This is a genomic window from Streptomyces sp. NPDC097595 (assembly GCF_044761525.1).
Lineage (GTDB): Bacteria > Actinomycetota > Actinomycetes > Streptomycetales > Streptomycetaceae > Streptomyces > Streptomyces drozdowiczii_A.
The window spans coordinates 149,597-165,296 of sequence record NZ_JBIWCN010000014.1 but is presented as its reverse complement, the minus strand read 5'-3'; the positions used below and the strand labels follow the sequence as shown (position 1 = coordinate 165,296).

Below are 15,700 nucleotides of genomic sequence, written 5' to 3'. Positions count from 1 at the left end.
ATGAAGGGAACATCATGGGGGAATCACTGCGCGCGGTGGGCTGGGCGCGGTCGCTGCCTCTCCACAGCGAAGTGAGGAAAGCGCGGGAATGGGCGCGTGACCACCTGATGACGCTGCCGTGGGCCGGCGACGCCTCGGAGGTGGTCGACGATGTGCTGCTGACCGTCTCGGAGCTGGTCACCAACGCCCACGTGCACGCCGACAGCAGTGCGCAGTTGGTGATGACCTGGGACGAGCACTGTCTGCACGTCGCCGTCCACGACTCGTCGACCACGCTGCCCACACCGCGACCACCGAGCCCCGACAGGCCGGGCGGGCGGGGTATGTTCCTCGTCGACGCCCTGGCCGACGACTGGGAGGCCCACCCGTGCGCCGACGGCAAGATGGTGATCGCCTGTTTCCGCCCGCCCCTGGCGAGCCGGGACGATTGACCGGTTCGCCTTCGGCCGTGGTGCCGATCACGCAACGGGGGTGGCGTGAAAAACGTATGCCGGGGTAGCGGGCTGAGGGCAGGGAAAATCAGTGTGCCGCACGGGGGACCCATGGGACAGCAGCAGCTTTGCGACAGTGTCGACCAGGCGTTCGGCGGGGAATGCACCCTGCGCCGGAGCGCCGCGTACGAGATGGCTTCCGGTGAGATCGCCCGGACCCGAGAGTTCGTGCGCGACTTCCTCTCCGAGGCCCAGGCACTGCGCGGGTGGGCCGCGTCCGACCGGGCGGTGGATGTCGCACAGCTCGTCGTGAGTGAACTGGCGACCAACGTGTGCAAGTACGCCCCCGGGCCGTGCCTGCTCGACCTGGAATCCGACGGTGCCGTGCTCGGCATCAGCATGTGGGACACCGGCGCCGTGCTCCCCGCCGCTTCACCGGCCGACCCGACCCGCGTCGGCCGGCACGGCCTGGAGGTGGTGCTCATGGTCTGCCAGAGCTTCGAGGTCCGCAGGGAGCCGCTCGGGAAACGACTGATCGTCCGGCTTTCTCTCGCCGACAGCGCCGACCGGGGTTCCTCCGGGCACACGGCCTGGTGACGGCTCAACGCCCCGCGGGGCGCGCGGGTCGCCGTACAAGTCCTCCAGGCAGTCCCGCAGCGGCCGCCTCCTCGTGGCGCGGGTCGACGGTCAGCCCGGCGCGGTAGTCCTCCGTCCGCGGAGTGCGTCGACGGCGATACGGGCGGCGGTGCCGATCACCGCGTCGGCGGCGGGGACGATCGCCGCGGTGCTGAGGGTGCGGGTGAACACGGCGACGGCGTACTGGCCGCCGTCGGGGTACTCGACGACGCCGACCTCGCCGCGCAGGGTAGGGAGGGAGCCGGTCTTACCCGCTACGTGTACGTCGTCGAAGGGGAATCCGGAGGCGAGACGGTGCGGCCATACCTGCAACGCCATCAGCCGCCTTATGGCGGCACCGTTTTCGGGGGTGCAGGCCGTGTCGCGCCAGATCGCGGCGAGGAGCCGGGTGAGTTCGCCCGGGGTGCTGCGGTTGGCCCATGCCGGGTCGAGCGCGCGAAGGCGGGCGATGACGTGCGGGTCGGCGAGGGCCTGTGCGCCGCCGGGTCCCGCGTCCTGCTTGACGCTGGCCATCATCTCGCCGAAGGAGTGGGTGGCGATGGTCCGGGAGAGGCCGAGGCGTGCGGCCGTACGGTTCACGGCGTCGAGGCCGACGCGGTCCAGGAGCAGGTCGGCGGCGGCGTTGTCGCTGACGGCCATCATGAGGTAGGCGAGGTCGCGCAGGGAGAGCCGCGCGCCGTCCAGCATGGCCGCGAGGCCGGTCGGGCCGGCGGCGCGTCCGAGCGGCGGGCAGTCGATCTGCTCGGTGAGGTCGAGGTCGCCGGCGGCGGCCCGGTCGTGCAGGGCCACGAGCAGCGGCAGCTTGTGGATGCTGGCGGTGCACACCACCTCGTCCCCGTCCACATCGAGTTCGGCTCCCGAGTCGATGTCGAGGGCGTGCAGCCGTCCGGTGACTCCGGCGTCGGTGAAGGCGGCGCGGAGGGCGGTGGGTGTGTCGGTCATAGCCAGTACTCCGCTGCGGGGCGCAGATACGTCGGACGGGTGGGGGCGTCGGGGCGGGCATCGGCCGTGGTGCGCAACGCTTGCGCGGCGGCGTCGGCGAAGGCGCGTACGGCGGCGTCACCATGGCCCCGTGGCCATGCGGCGGAGTGCCGCCAGGCCAGCGGGGCGCCGGCGAGGGGGCGCCAGACGAGGTCGGGGGGTGTGGTGTCGTCCGCGGTGTCGCGCGGTGCGAGGGCGACCGCCGCGGAGGAGAGGACGAGGCCGCGGACGAAGCTGGTGCCGCTGCCGTGCCTGACGGCGGGCGGTGTGTAGCCACCGCGCGCGCAGGTGGTCAGCAGGTCGTCGTAGAGCGCGGGCGATCCGGCGCGTGGGAAGAGCACCAGGTCATGGTCGCCGAGCGCGGCGAGGGGCACTTCGGTGTGCTGTGCGGCGGGTGCGTCGCGAGGGAGCAGGACGCCGAGGTCGCGGCGGAGCACCGGCCCGAGTTCCAGGCCGGTCACGTCGCAGGGGTGGTGTACGAGGCCGACGTCGAGCCCTTGGGACGCGAACCGTTCGAGCTGCTCGGCGGTGGACAGTTCGTGCAGCTCCAGTTCCACCGTGGCGCAGTTCGCCCGGAACGCGTTGAGCAGGGCGGCGACGGTGCTGCCCGCGATGTCGGGCGGCAGCGCTGCCCGGAGGAGTCCGCTCTCGCCGTCCCGGATACGGAGGGCGGCGGCGCGCAGCGTTCCGGCGCGGGCCAGGACCTCGCGCGCTTCGGGCAGGAGCAGCGTGCCGGCCTTGGTGAGGACGACCTGGCGGCTGTTCCGGTCGAAGAGCCGTACCTCCAGCTCCCGCTCCAGGCGCTGGATGCGCTGGGACAGCGGCGGCTGGGCCATGTTGAGGCGGACCGCCGCACGGCCGAAGTGTGACTCTTCTGCAACAGCGACAAAGCATTCCAAGTGCCGGATCAGGTCCACGACCAGCAATCATATCTGTTCTTGATGAATGACTCACCCATATCCGACTTGGACATATGGTGAAGGACCTTGGTCTCCTCGCCGCATGACACACACTTCTGTCCGGGGAAGAAACACACGTACCCCGCTCAAGGCCGTCACCGCCGCGGCCGTGATCCTCGCTGTCGTCGCGGGCGGTGCGTACGCCGCGAAGCTCGGCCCGTTCGACCGCGATTCCGACGCTCTGGATCCGGCCGCCGCCGTACAGGCGCGCGCCTTTCTCGGTGACTGGTCGGCCGGGCGCTACGAGGGCGCGGCCGCGCGTACCACCAACCCCGCCAGGGCCCAGGATGTGCTGCGCAGTTTCACCACCGGCCTCGACATCGACAAGCCCCGCCTGACCGCGGGTTCCGCGGAGCGCGCGGACGACGGCAGCGTACGGGTCGCGTACACGGCGAAGATGCCGGTGAAGGGGCTGGGCACCTGGACGTACACCTCCCGCGTCCCTCTGCGGGAGGACAAGGGGGCCTGGAAGGTCGACTGGGCTCTGGAGCTGGTGCACCCGCACTTGAGCGACCGGGCGAAATTCCGTCTGGAGCGGGAGGACGCGAGCGCGCCGGAGGTCGCCGACCGGAACGGGAAGTCCCTCGTCGGCAAGGAGTATCCGTCGCTGCGGCCGTTGCTCGCGCGGCTGGCCGGCGCCGACGGGGAGCCGCGCGGCGCGATCCGGCTCGTCGACCGGGTAACCGGGCGGACCGAGGGCACGGAGGCCGCGTTCGGGCGGCGGCCGGACAAGGACGGCAGGGCGAGCGACAAGGCGACGAGAACCACGCTGGACGCCGCGTGGCAGTCCGCCGCCGATCAGGCGCTGGATGCCGAGTCCGGCGGCCGGAACGCCTCGCTGGTCGCCCTGCGCATCGACAACGGCGAGATCCTCGCCATGGCCAACTCCCCCGCCACCGGCTTCAACCGGGCCGCCTCGGGGACGTACGCACCCGGCTCCACCTGGAAGATCGTCACGAGCAGTGCGCTGCTGCTGAAGAACGCCGTGACCCCGGACACCGTGGTGGACTGTCCCAAGTACCTGACCGTGGGCAAGGAGTTCCACAACGTCGAGACGTCGGAGTTCCACGGCGCCACTTTCCAGAAGGACTTCATGGAATCGTGCAACACCGCGTTCATCGGCCTACGCGGCAAGCTCGGTGACGCGGAGACGGGCGATGTGGCGCGCACGTACTTCGGCGTCGGCCAGGAGTGGCACGTGGGCATCCCCTCGTACGACGGGTCGGTGCCCGTGCCGAAGGACGAGACGGAGAAGGCGGCGGCCATGATCGGGCAGGGCCGCATCCAGGCCAATCCGCTGATCATGGCCTCGGTCACGGCGACCGCGACGTCCGGCCGTTTCCACCAGCCGACGATCCTTCCCGGCACCGAGGACAAGACCTCCACCACGGCACTCCCCCGGTCCGTGGTCGCCCAGCTGAACACGATGATGCGGGCCACCGTGACGGGCGGGACGGCGCAGGTCCTGGCCGACCTGCCCGGCGGGCTCGGGGCGAAGACGGGCACGGCGGAGGTCTCGGAGGATGAGCCCAACAACGGCTGGCTGGTGGCCCGTCGCGGCAATGTCGCCGTGGCCTGCGTGGTCGAGCAGGGGGTCACGGGCGGCGGCTCGGCCGGGCCGATCCTGCACCGTCTGCTGTCCGCCGTCCCGGACGATCCGTCGTAGGGGCGGCGCGACCTAGGCTGTCTCCGTCAGCGCGTCCTGGCGGGCGGGCGCCGTGCTGCCCCGTTCGATGAGGTCGGGCAGGGGCACCTGTACGGTGCGGGGCGCGCCGCCGTCGAGCAGGGTGGTGAGTTCGCGGGCGGCGAGGCGGCCGAAGGCGACCGGGTCCCTGGAGAGCGCGGTCAGCCACGGGGCGGTCAGCCGGCACAGCGCGGAGTCCTCCCAGGACACCACCGACACATCGTCCGGGACCCGGACCCCGAGACCGGCCGCCACGGCCACCCCGGCCGCCGCCATCACGTCGTTGTCGTAGATCAGCGCCGTCGGCGGGTCGTCCCGCTCCAGGACCCGACGGGTCGCGGCGGCGCCCTCGGTGTCGGAGTAGTCCGTGGTCACGGAGTGCGCCCCGGTCAGGCCGCGCCGGTCGGCCTCCAGGCGCAGGGAGCGGATGCGGCGGTCGGTGTGCGCGAGTGAGGGCAGGCCGGCGATGTGCACGATGCGCCGGTGGCCCAGTTCGTGCAGACGGCCCACGAGGGCGGCCATCGCGCCCGCGTCGTCGGCGCGGACCTGGGAGAGGCCGGGGTGGGGGCCGGTGTCGGTGCCGGGGAGGGCGCCGATGACGACGCCGGGCAGGCCCAGTTCGTCGAGGAGGGCGACGCGGGGGTCGTCCGTGCGCGGGTCCACGACGAGCACTCCGTCGACGCGGTGTTCGGCCCACCAGCGGCGGTAGACGCCGCACTCGTCCGCCACGTCGTCCACCACCTGGAAGAGCAAGCCGAGATGACGTTCGGACAGCACTTCCTGGATGCCGGAGATCAGCTGGAGGAAGAAGGAGTCCACACCGAGGTTGGCCGCCGGACGCGCCACGACGAGGCCGACGGTGGCCGAGCCCTCGCCGGACAGGGCGCGGGCGGCGGCGCTCGGGCGCCAGCCCAGCTGTTCGGCGACGCGCCGCACCCGGGCGCGGGTGACCTCGGAGACACCCGGCCGGTCGTTGAGCGCGAAGGAGACGGCGCTCTCCGAGACACCGGCCCGCTGGGCGATGTCCTTCATGGTCGGCCGCTTCGGAGCCACCCGTGCCTCACTTCCTGCCTCGCCTGGGGGTACTGACGGGCCATCGGGTTCGCTCGCCCGGAGGCATCGTAGAGCTTCCCCGCACATTGGTCGAGGGCCGGGGCCCGGATGACTAAAGCGCTTGAGCAAGAACCATCTAAAGCGCATTAGTAAGCGCGTGTCAATAGCAGCTCATACAGCTCTGACCTGCACTGATGCCGGTTCCCGAGATTACGTTCCGGTGAATGTATTGACTTTGAGCACCGACACATTGCAGGGTCTGTCGGGCGAACGCGGCCCGCCGGGTCAGGGACCCCGGGGCCACCGTCCGCGCGCCTGGTCCGAGCAAAGGAGCCGTTCACCGTGCACATCTCCCGCAGAGCAGTCGCCGCTGCCGCCGTCCTCGCCACCGTCCTGCCGCTGAGCGCGTGCGGCGGGGGATCCGGCTCGGACTCGTCCGACGCCTCGGGCAAGGTCGAGGGGAAGATCACCTTCCAGACCTGGAACCTCCAGGCGAACTTCAAGGACTACTTCAACGGCGTCATCGCGGACTTCGAGAAGAAGTACCCCGGCACCGAGGTCAAGTGGGTCGACCGCCCGGGCGAGGGCTACGCGGACAAGATCAGCGCGGACGCGGCGGGCGGCACCCTGCCCGACGTCGTCAACGTCTCACCCGACCTGGTGGCTCCGCTGGCCAAGGCCGGTCTCGCGCTCGACCTCGACAAGGCCGCGCCGAAGTACCGCAAGGAGTACCTGGACGGCGCCTGGAAGAGCCACCAGATACCCGGCACGGAGGGCACGTACGCCTTCCCCTGGTACCTCAACACCGGCCCGATGTTCTACAACAAGCGCCTGTTCAAGGACGCGGGACTCGACCCGCAGAAGCCGCCGACCACCTACGACGAGGTCTTCGCGGACGGTCTGAAGCTGGCGGAGAAGAGCCACGGCAAGGTCGCCACGCTCGCCAACGTCCCCACCATCGAGGACTTCGGCCGGTACGGCGGCCGGCTGATGAACGAGGAGGGCACGGGCTTCGCCTTCAACGACGCGAAGGGCGTCGAACTCCTCACGCACTACAAGGAGCTGTACGACGCCAAGGCGCTCGACTCCCAGGCGCTGACCGCGACGCCCGAGTCCTCGGGCCACAAGTTCCTCACCGAGTCCGTGGCGATGAACCCGGGCAGCGCGCTGGACCTGGCCAACTTCAAGAAGCAGGCCCCGAGCCTCTACAAGAACATCGGGATCACCGACCAGGTCAGCAGCACCGGCAAGGCCAACATGTACGTCATGGGCGTCATGGTGAACGCGCAGAGCAAGCGCAAGCCGGCCGCCGTGGCCTTCGCGCACTTCGTGACCGACGCGACCCGGCAGATGGAGTTCGCCAAGCAGGTCGCCATCTTCCCGAGCACCGCTGGCTCGCTCGACGACCCGTACTTCACCAAGGAGGACGGGACGGACGAGACCCGGGTCCGGGTCGCGGCCGCGAAGTCCCTGAAGACGGCCGTCAATTACACCCCGGTGCTGTTCAGCGAGCAGATGAAGACCGAGCTGCGCAACCAGATCGCCAAGGCGCTCCAAGGGAAGCAGAGCCCCAAGGAAGCTCTTGACAACGCTGTCAAGGCGTGTGACCGGCTGCTGCAGCAGAGCTGAGCCCCTCGTGAACTCCCCCTCCCCCACCGCCGCGGCGGGCCGGCCCTCCGGCCGGATCCGCCGCCATCTGCCCCTCAGCCCGTGGCTGTTCGCCGCGCCCGGTCTGATCGTGGTCGGCGTCTTCAGCCTCTACCCGTTCTTCAGCACGCTGGTGAACTCCTTCACCGACCGGCGGACGCTGGTTCCCGGCTCGTACGTCGGCCTGGCGAACTTCCGGGAGCTGCTGCACGACGAGATGTTCTGGACCGGCCTGCGCAACAGCGTGCTGTACGTCGTCGGCGTGGTCCCCGCGCTCGTCATCCTGCCGCTGCTGCTGGCGATGCTCGTCCAGCGGCATATCCCGGGCATCACTTTCTTCCGGTCGGCCTTCTACACCCCGGTCGTCGCGTCCATCGTGGTCGTCGGTCTGATCTGGGTGTGGATGCTGGACGACCGGGGGCTGATCAACGCGGTCCTGGAGGCCGTCGGCATCGGCAAGGTCGGCTTCCTGAGCGACCAGTGGCTGCTGCTGGGCAGCGCGATGACGGTCACGGTTTGGAAGGGCCTCGGCTACTACATGATCATCTATCTGGCCGCCCTCGCGAACGTACCGAAGGAGCTGCACGAGGCCGCGTCCGTGGACGGTGCCGGTGTCGTACGCCGCTTCTTCACGGTCACCGTGCCCGCCATCCGCTCGACCATGGTGCTGGTCGCCGCCCTCTCCTCGGTCTCCGCCTTCAAGGTGTTCTCCGAGGTGTACCTGATGGCCGGCCCCTCCGGCGGACCGGCCGGTGAGGACACCACCCTGGTGATGCTCGTCCAGCGGGTCGGCACCGGGCTGAGCGGGCGGGTCGGTTACGCCTCCGCCATCTCGGTCGTCATCTTCGTCGTCACCGTCGGCCTGATGCTGCTGGTGCTGCGCGCCGACCGCAAGGAGGACGCGTGAGCTTCCTGAAGACCACCGACGCCGAGGGCCGGCGGGTCCCCGTCTGGCAGCTCGTGCTGCGGTACGTGCTGCTGCTGGCGGTCCTGGCCCTGACCGTCGGTCCGTTCCTGTGGCAGCTGTCGACCTCGCTGAAGGGCCCGAACGAGGACATCTTCAGCTCCCCGCCGAAGTTCTTCCCCAGCGATCCGACGCTGGACAACTACAGCCGGGTCGCCGACACCATCCCGGTCTGGGACTACGCGCTGAACTCGCTCAAGGTCGCCTCCGCCAACGTGGTCACCAACTGCGTCGGCTCGGCACTCGCCGGGTACGCACTGGCGAGGCTCCGCTACCGGGGGCGCAGGGCCGCGACGCTGGCGTTCATCCTCGCCATGCTCGTCCCCGTGGAGGGCATCATCATCGCCCAGTTCACCACCATGCGTGACCTGGGGCTGAACAACACCCTGCTCGGCGTGCTGCTGCCGGGATCCGTCGGCGCCATGAACGTGCTACTGATGCGCAACGCGTTCCTGAACCTCCCCGTGGAGATCGAGGAGGCCGCGTTCGTGGACGGGGCCAACGTCTGGCAGCGCTTCCTGCGGATCGCGCTGCCCTCCGTCAAGGGCACCCTCGCCGTGGTCGCGATCTTCGCCTTCATGGGCTCGTGGGACGACTTCCTGTGGCCGCTGATCGTCCTCAGCGACCCGGAGAACTTCACCCTGACCATCGGCCTGAACTACCTGCACGGCACCTTCGCCAACGACGAGCGGCTCGTCGCGGCGGGCACGATCATCGCCGTGCTCCCGCTCATCATCCTCTTCGCAGGGCTGCAGCGCTTCTTCTTCCGGGGCGTCGGCGAAGGCGCCGTCAAGGGCTGACCCCGGCCGCCCCCTCGCACCACTAGAACCAGGACTCCTGTTCCGTATGAGCACCTCCCCCTTGCGTTTCGGCGCCAACTACACGCCCAGCCAGGGCTGGTTCCACCACTGGCTGGACTTCGACCTCGACGCCGTACGCGCCGACCTGGACTCGATCGCGGGACTCGGGCTCGACCACATCCGGGTCTTCCCGCTCTGGCCGCTCTTCCAGCCCAACCGCACCCTGATCCGCCCGCGCGCCGTCGAGCAGCTCGTGCAGCTCGCCGACGCCGCCGCCGAACGCGGCCTCGACGTCAACGTGGACGGGCTCCAGGGCCACCTGTCGAGCTTCGACTTCCTGCCCGCCTGGACCGGTACGTGGCACCGGCGCAACCTCTTCACCGACCCGGACGTCCTCTCCGGGCAGGCCGAGTACCTGCGCACCCTGGCCGCCGCGCTCGCCGACCGGCCGCACTTCATCGGGATGACCCTCGGCAACGAGATCAACCAGTTCTCCGGCGACCCGCACCCCGACCCCGACCGCATCACGCCCGAGCAGGCGGACGCCTGGCTGACGCGGATGCTGGATGCCTGCGAGGAGGGGGCGCCGGGCAAGCTCCACCTGCATGCGGAATACGACGCCGCCTGGTACCAGGACGACCACGCCTTCACCCCGGCGCACGCGGCGCGCAAGGGCGCCGTCACCGCCGTGCACTCCTGGGTCTTCAACGGCACCGCCCAGCGCCACGGCCGTACCGGCACCGCCACCGAGCACCACGCCGCCTACCTCATCGAACTCTCCAAGGCGTGGGCGCTCGACCCGCACCGGCCGGTCTGGCTCCAGGAGGTCGGCGCGCCAGCCCCGCTGATCCCGGCCGAGCACGCCGCCGCGTTCACCGAGGCGACCGTGGCCAACGCCCTGGACTGCGAGGACGTGTGGGGCGTCACCTGGTGGTGCTCCCACGACGTGTCGCGCTCACTGGCCGACTTCCCGGAGCTGGAGTACAGCCTCGGGCTGCTGACCAACGACCGCCAGGTCAAACCGGCCGGCCAGGCCATCGCCCGCATCGTCGAGGAGCAGCGCGGGCGCACCCACCTGCCCGCGCCCCGGACGACGGCCCTCGTCGTCGACACCGGGGACGACGAGACCGCGCCCCGCCGCTCCGTCTGCGCCCCCGGCGGCGCGGTCTTCGAGGCCTTCGCCCGGCTCACCGCCGACGGCGTCCGCCCCACCACCGTCCTCGCGAGCAGGGCCTTTGACCAGGAACACCTGGCCGCCCGTGGCATCACGAAGGTCGTCACACCCGACGAGGTCAGCTGACTTCGCGTCACCCCGCACCGCACCGGAATCGAACCCGCACGATACGGAGCACACCATGACCCAGTCCCAGCGCCGCCCGTCCGCCCCCAGCCGCCGCACCGTGGTCCTCGCCGGAGCCGGAACCGCCGCCGCCCTGCTCACCCCCGGCCTGGCCACGACCGCCCACGCCGCCGCACCAGCCGCGAAGCAGCCCTGCGCCTCGTACTGGTTTCCCGACTCGCTGCCCTCCGGCACCCCCAGTGACGGCATCATCTGGCGCAGCCTGAAGGCGTGGCGCCCCGAGACCGACCCGGACCTTCCGTTCAACACCGCGTCCGTGCCGCTCGCGGACCGTTTCACCCCGGTCCCGGCCAATTCCACGGCCCGGACCGATCAGGCGCGGATCACCTCTCTGGTGGCCTTCGGGAACACCGCGGGCAACCCGTCGCAGGGTTCGGCCACCGCCGACTACTACGCACTGAACCACTGGGCGTACATCGACGAGATGGTCTTCTGGGGCGGATCGGCCGGCGAGGGCCTGATCCTCGCTCCGAACGCCCCGGTCGTGGACGCGGCCCACCGGCACGGTGTGCCCGTCCTCGGGACCGTGTTCCTGCCGCCCGTGCACCACGGCGGCGACCTCCGGTGGACCCGGGACCTCGTGCAGCGCGACGCGGCGGGGCGCTTCCCGCTGGCCGCGAAGCTGGTGGAGGCGGCCGTGGCGCACGGCTTCGACGGCTGGTTCCTCAACGCCGAGACCGAGGGCGGGGACGCCGCGCTCGGCGCCGAGATGCTCGCCTTCGTCACGGAGCTCCGGGCGCGCAGCGACGCGGCGGGGCTGCGCATCACCTGGTACGACGCGATGACGGTACGGGGCGAGGTCGGCTGGCAGGGCGCGCTCAACGCCGAGAACACCGCGCTGTTCCGGGAGGCGGACTCGATGTTCGTGGACTTCCGCTGGACGCCCGAGTCGCTCGCCTCCTCCGGCCGGAACGCCGAGGCCGCCGGCCGCAGCCGGTACGCCCTGTGGGCCGGCGTCGATGTCGAGTCCAACGGCTGGAACGCCTCTGTGGACTGGGACGCGATCATTCCGGCGGACCGCCCGCACACCGTCGGCTACGGCTTCTACCGGCCGGAGTGGACCCGCAGCCATCTTCCGGAGGACCGTACTCCCGCTCAGTTCCACGCCGCCGACCAGCGGTTCTGGTCCGGGCGGTCCCTGGATCCGGCCCGGCCGGACCGTACGGACCCCTGGCGCGCGCCCGCGACGGCGGTGGCCGACCGCTCGACCGTGGACCGGCTGCCGTTCGCCACCACCTTCAACACCGGCCACGGCCTGCGCTGGTACGAGAACGGCCGGGTCGCCTCGGACGCGGAGTGGAACCACCTCGGGGTGCAGGACCGGCTGCCGGGCCGCCGCTGGGTCGTCCGTTCCGAGGGCCGGCGCCCGTCCGTGGGCTTCGACTTCGAGGACGCCTGGCGCGGGGGCAGCAGCCTGCTGGTCGCCGGGGAGTTCGACGCCCCGGTCACCGTGGAGCTCCACCGCACCCTGCTGCCGCTGTCGCGGCGCACGGTCGTGGAGCTGACCCACCGCGCGGACGCGGGCTCCGGTCCGGTCACGGTCGAGCTGGCCGTCGCCCTGCACGAACCGGACCGGCCGGGCGACCCGGTGACGTACACCTACGTCCCGGCGGGCGAACTCCGGGCGGGCGGCGGCGGGTGGACCACCTCCACGCTGCGGCTGAACTCCCTCTCCGGTAAGGCCGGTACGGTGCGCGCGCTCGGGGTGCGTCTCACCGCGGCCGGTCCGGTGCGCTGGCGGCTCGGTGCCCTGGCCGTACGGGACCGGACGGCCGAGACGCCCGCCGCGCCGACCGGGCTGCGCGTCACCGGAGCGTCCGCGGGCGCCGACGGCACCGACGTGCGCCTGCGCTGGCACCGGGCGCCCGGTGCCCCGCGCCACTACGAGCTGCACCGCGTCCTGCCCGACGGCACCCGGCGCTTCCTGGGCGCCACCGCCTCCACCGCGTTCTTCGTGCCCGGTCTGCGCCGGGAACCGGGCGAGAAAACCGCTCGTTTCCAGGTCAGGGCCGTGGGCGAGCTGTACACGACCTCCGGCACCGCTTCCACCGCGCACCGCTGGTAACCACCCCACCCGACCCACCACTCACAACGGAGTCACCCTCATGCACGACGACCGCACCCTGGTCGAAGCCCGTCTCAAGCGCGTCCTCGACGAGCGCATCCGGCCCGCCGTCTACCCGGAGTCCGTCCCCCTGGACGTCGCCGTGTGGAACGCGCCGGGCGAGCCCGTCCCCGTCGCCGAGGGCCTGGCCGGGCCCACCGAGCCGATCGCGGTCGGCGACCGGTGGGGCGCTCCGTGGGGCACCTCCTGGTTCAAGGTCTCCGGCACCGTGCCGGCGGCGTGGGCGGGCCGGACCGTGGAGGCGCTGCTCGACCTCGGCTTCGACGAGAACATGCCGGGCTTCCAGTGCGAGGGCCTCGTCTACCGCCCCGACGGCACCCCGGTGAAGGGCCTCAACCCGCGCAACCAGTGGGTGCGGGTGGGCGCCCCGGTGGCCGGCGGCGAGGAGGTGCTGCTGCACATCGAGGCGGCGTCCAACCCGGTGATCCTCGACTACCACCCCTTCCTGCCGACGCAGTTGGGTGACAAGGAGACCGCCGGCAGCGAGCCGCAGTACACCCTGGCCCGGATGGACCTCGCCGTCTTCGACGAGGACGTGTGGAACCTGGTCCAGGACCTGGAGGTGCTGGGCGAGCTGATGCAGGAGCTGCCCGTGGAGGGCGCCCGCCGCTGGGACGTCCTGCGTGCCGTCGGCCGCGCGCTGGACGCGGTCGACCTCCAGGACGTGGCCGGCACGGCCGCTGCCGCCCGCGCCGAGCTGGCCGACGTCCTGGCGACGCCCGCGACGCCCTCCGCGCACCGCATCAGCGCGGTCGGCCACGCCCACATCGACTCCGCCTGGCTGTGGCCGCTGCGTGAGACGGTCCGCAAGGTGGCCCGTACGACGTCCAACATGACCGCGCTGCTTGAGGACGAGCCGGACTTCGTGTTCGCGATGTCGCAGGCCCAGCAGTTCGCCTGGATCAAGGAGCACCGCCCCGAGGTCTACGCGAAGGTCAAGGCGGCCGTCGCGGAGGGCCGGTTCGTGCCGTCCGGCGGCATGTGGGTCGAGTCCGACACGAACATGCCGGGCTCCGAGGCGATGGCGCGCCAGTTCGTGCACGGCAAGCGGTTCTTCCTCGACGAGTTCGGCATCGAGAACGACGAGGCGTGGCTGCCGGACACCTTCGGCTTCGCGGCCGGTCTGCCGCAGATCATCAAGGCGGCGGGCTCCAAGTGGCTGCTCACGCAGAAGATCTCGTGGAGCCAGACCAACAAGTTCCCGCACCACACCTTCCAGTGGGAGGGCATCGACGGCACCCGGATCTTCACGCACTTCCCGCCTGTCGACACGTACAACTGCTCGATGAAGGGCAGCGAGATCGCCCACGCGGCGACGAACTTCAAGGACAAGGGCGTCGCCAAGCACTCCCTCGCGCCCACCGGCTGGGGCGACGGTGGCGGCGGCACGACCCGCGAGATGATCGCCAAGGCCGCCCGGCTGCGCAGCCTGGAGGGCTCCGCGACGGTGACGTGGGAGACCCCCACGGACTTCTTCACCAAGGCCGAGGCCGAATACCCGAACGCCCCGGTCTGGGTGGGCGAGCTCTACCTGGAGCTGCACCGCGCGACCCTCACCAGCCAGGCGAAGACGAAGCAGGGCAACCGCCGCAGCGAGCACCTGCTCCGCGAGGCCGAGCTGTGGGCCGCAACCGCCGCCGTACGGACCGGCTTCGCCTACCCGTACGAGCAGCTGGACCGGATCTGGAAGACGGTGCTGCTGCACCAGTTCCACGACATCCTGCCCGGCTCCTCGATCGCCTGGGTGCACCGTGAGGCGGAGAAGACGTACGCGGCCGTCGCCGGGGAGCTGACCGGCGTCATCGACGCCGCACAGCGTGCGCTGGCCGGTGACCCGGCCGCCGGGCGCACCCTCCTCTTCAACGCGGCCCCGCACGCGCGCGGCGAGGTCGCGGCCGGTGCGGCGGCGGCCGTCGCCGAGGCCGGTGCCGTCCGTCCCGCTCCGCGCGAGGGCGGCGGGTTCGTGCTGGACAACGGGCTGCTCCGGGTGGAGATCGACGGCCGGGGCCTGGTCGTGTCGGCGTACGACATCGCCGCGGGGCGCGAGACCGTCGCTCCGGGCGCGGCCGCGAACCTGCTCCAGATCCACCCGGACTTCCCGAACATGTGGGACGCGTGGGACGTCGACGCGTTCTACCGCAACACGGTCACGGACCTGACGGATGTGGACGAGCTGGCCCCGGTGGCCGGCGGCGTGCGGATCGTCCGCCGCTTCGGGGATTCGAAGGTGACCCAGCTGCTCACGCTGGAGCCGGGTGCCAAGCGGCTCGACATCGACACCGAGGTCGACTGGCACGAGACGGAGAAGTTCCTCAAGGCCGCGTTCCCGCTGGACGTCCATGCCGAGCGGTACGCCTCCGAGACGCAGTTCGGCCACTTCTACCGGCCCACCCACACCAACACGAGCTGGGAGGCGGCCAAGTTCGAGGCGTGCAACCACCGCTTCGTCCACCTGGAGGAGCCGGGCTGGGGCGTCGCCCTCGTCAACGACTCGACGTACGGTCACGACGTCACGCGCACCGTCCGGGACTCGGACGCCGGGACGACCACCACCGTGCGGGTCTCGCTGCTGCGCGCGCCGCGCTTCCCCGACCCGGAGACCGACCAGGGCGTGCACCGCTTCCGTCACGCCCTGGTCCCGGGCGCGGCGATCGGCGACGCGGTCCGCGAGGGCTTCCGGGTCAACCTGCCGGAGCGCCGGATCAGCGGTGAGCACGAGGTGGCCCCGCTGGTGGCCGTCGACAACGACGCGGTCGTGGTCAGCGCGGTCAAGCTGGCGGACGACGGCAGCGGCGATGTCGTCGTCCGGCTCTACGAGTCGACGGGCGGCCGTGCGAAGGTCACTCTTTCCACCGGCTTCCGCGCCACCGACGCCGTGGCGACGGACCTGCTGGAGCGACCGCTGTCCGACGCCCCGGCACCGGAGAGGGATGAGGAGGGCGTGCGGCTGTCGTTGCGGCCGTTCGAGCTGGTGACGCTGCGGTTCACGCGCGGCTGACGCCGAGGCGGGGGGGGCGGGGCCTTGTCGGTGAACCGGCTGGGCGCCTCCCCCCGCCGTCC

12 protein-coding genes are annotated in these 15,700 nt (G+C 71.3%); 9 read left to right on the top strand and 3 right to left on the bottom strand.

What is annotated here, in order from left to right:
- Window positions 1–14 precede the first annotated feature (14 nt).
- Together ACIQZN_RS22350 and ACIQZN_RS22345 are read left to right on the top strand one after the other, a co-directional pair.
- Entirely contained in the window at window positions 15–431 is a 417-nt protein-coding gene (locus ACIQZN_RS22350; RefSeq protein ID WP_403996542.1) for an ATP-binding protein, read from the top strand.
- A gap of 111 nt (window positions 432–542) precedes the next feature.
- Entirely contained in the window at window positions 543–1,028 is a 486-nt protein-coding gene (locus tag ACIQZN_RS22345) for an ATP-binding protein (RefSeq protein ID WP_403996540.1), read from the top strand.
- A 90-nt stretch (window positions 1,029–1,118) separates the two neighbouring features.
- On the opposite strand, the gene ACIQZN_RS22340 is transcribed toward ACIQZN_RS22345, so the two are convergent.
- Both ACIQZN_RS22340 and ACIQZN_RS22335 read right to left on the bottom strand, forming a co-directional pair.
- On the bottom strand, window positions 1,119–2,009 hold the full coding sequence (locus ACIQZN_RS22340; RefSeq protein ID WP_403996537.1) for a serine hydrolase: 891 nt from the start codon (window positions 2,007–2,009) through the stop codon (window positions 1,119–1,121).
- Window positions 2,006–2,965 carry a LysR family transcriptional regulator gene (locus ACIQZN_RS22335; protein ID WP_403996535.1) on the bottom strand — a complete coding sequence of 320 codons (960 nt, stop codon included), beginning with the start codon at window positions 2,963–2,965 and terminating at the stop codon, window positions 2,006–2,008. Before ACIQZN_RS22335 ends, ACIQZN_RS22340 begins: the two co-directional genes overlap by 4 nt.
- Window positions 2,966–3,050: 85 nt before the next feature.
- Here ACIQZN_RS22335 and ACIQZN_RS22330 point away from each other — a divergent pair, with 85 nt between their 5' ends.
- Window positions 3,051–4,673, top strand: a complete 1,623-nt coding sequence (locus ACIQZN_RS22330; protein WP_403996532.1) for a penicillin-binding transpeptidase domain-containing protein — start codon at window positions 3,051–3,053, stop codon at window positions 4,671–4,673.
- A 12-nt stretch (window positions 4,674–4,685) separates the two neighbouring features.
- Here ACIQZN_RS22330 and ACIQZN_RS22325 read toward each other — a convergent pair whose 3' ends face one another.
- Window positions 4,686–5,723 carry a LacI family DNA-binding transcriptional regulator gene (locus tag ACIQZN_RS22325; RefSeq protein WP_403996659.1) on the bottom strand — a complete coding sequence of 346 codons (1,038 nt, stop codon included), beginning with the start codon at window positions 5,721–5,723 and terminating at the stop codon, window positions 4,686–4,688.
- Between the two features lie 363 nt (window positions 5,724–6,086).
- Here ACIQZN_RS22325 and ACIQZN_RS22320 point away from each other — a divergent pair, with 363 nt between their 5' ends.
- The 6 genes from ACIQZN_RS22320 to ACIQZN_RS22295 are packed head-to-tail and all read left to right on the top strand — an operon-like array spanning window position 6,087 to window position 15,638.
- Entirely contained in the window at window positions 6,087–7,373 is a 1,287-nt protein-coding gene (locus ACIQZN_RS22320) for an ABC transporter substrate-binding protein (RefSeq protein WP_403996529.1), read from the top strand.
- Window positions 7,374–7,380: 7 nt separating this feature from the next.
- Window positions 7,381–8,298 carry a carbohydrate ABC transporter permease gene (locus ACIQZN_RS22315; protein ID WP_403996526.1) on the top strand — a complete coding sequence of 306 codons (918 nt, stop codon included), beginning with the start codon at window positions 7,381–7,383 and terminating at the stop codon, window positions 8,296–8,298.
- Window positions 8,295–9,155: a carbohydrate ABC transporter permease gene (locus ACIQZN_RS22310; protein WP_018524349.1), complete on the top strand. Its 861-nt coding sequence runs from the start codon at window positions 8,295–8,297 to the stop codon at window positions 9,153–9,155. Before ACIQZN_RS22315 ends, ACIQZN_RS22310 begins: the two co-directional genes overlap by 4 nt.
- 46 nt (window positions 9,156–9,201) lie before the next feature.
- Window positions 9,202–10,455, top strand: coding sequence for a glycosyl hydrolase (locus tag ACIQZN_RS22305; protein ID WP_403996523.1), 1,254 nt, complete (start codon window positions 9,202–9,204; stop codon window positions 10,453–10,455).
- A gap of 55 nt (window positions 10,456–10,510) precedes the next feature.
- Window positions 10,511–12,580, top strand: a complete 2,070-nt coding sequence (locus ACIQZN_RS22300; protein ID WP_403996520.1) for an endo-beta-N-acetylglucosaminidase — start codon at window positions 10,511–10,513, stop codon at window positions 12,578–12,580.
- A 40-nt stretch (window positions 12,581–12,620) separates the two neighbouring features.
- Window positions 12,621–15,638 carry an alpha-mannosidase gene (locus ACIQZN_RS22295; protein WP_403996517.1) on the top strand — a complete coding sequence of 1,006 codons (3,018 nt, stop codon included), beginning with the start codon at window positions 12,621–12,623 and terminating at the stop codon, window positions 15,636–15,638.
- The last annotated feature ends 62 nt before the right edge of the window (window positions 15,639–15,700 follow it).

Excerpts from the sequence above, each read along its gene's own strand:
- ACIQZN_RS22295 (WP_403996517.1), top strand. The coding sequence starts at position 12,621 with ATGCACGACGACCGCACCCTGGTCGAAGCCCGTCTCAAGCGCGTCCTC.
- ACIQZN_RS22325 (WP_403996659.1), bottom strand. The coding sequence starts at position 5,723 with ATGAAGGACATCGCCCAGCGGGCCGGTGTCTCGGAGAGCGCCGTCTCC.
- ACIQZN_RS22300 (WP_403996520.1), top strand. The coding sequence starts at position 10,511 with ATGACCCAGTCCCAGCGCCGCCCGTCCGCCCCCAGCCGCCGCACCGTG.
- ACIQZN_RS22345 (WP_403996540.1), top strand. The coding sequence starts at position 543 with ATGGGACAGCAGCAGCTTTGCGACAGTGTCGACCAGGCGTTCGGCGGG.
- ACIQZN_RS22350 (WP_403996542.1), top strand. The coding sequence starts at position 15 with ATGGGGGAATCACTGCGCGCGGTGGGCTGGGCGCGGTCGCTGCCTCTC.
- ACIQZN_RS22305 (WP_403996523.1), top strand. The coding sequence starts at position 9,202 with ATGAGCACCTCCCCCTTGCGTTTCGGCGCCAACTACACGCCCAGCCAG.
- ACIQZN_RS22330 (WP_403996532.1), top strand. The coding sequence starts at position 3,051 with ATGACACACACTTCTGTCCGGGGAAGAAACACACGTACCCCGCTCAAG.
- ACIQZN_RS22340 (WP_403996537.1), bottom strand. The coding sequence starts at position 2,009 with ATGACCGACACACCCACCGCCCTCCGCGCCGCCTTCACCGACGCCGGA.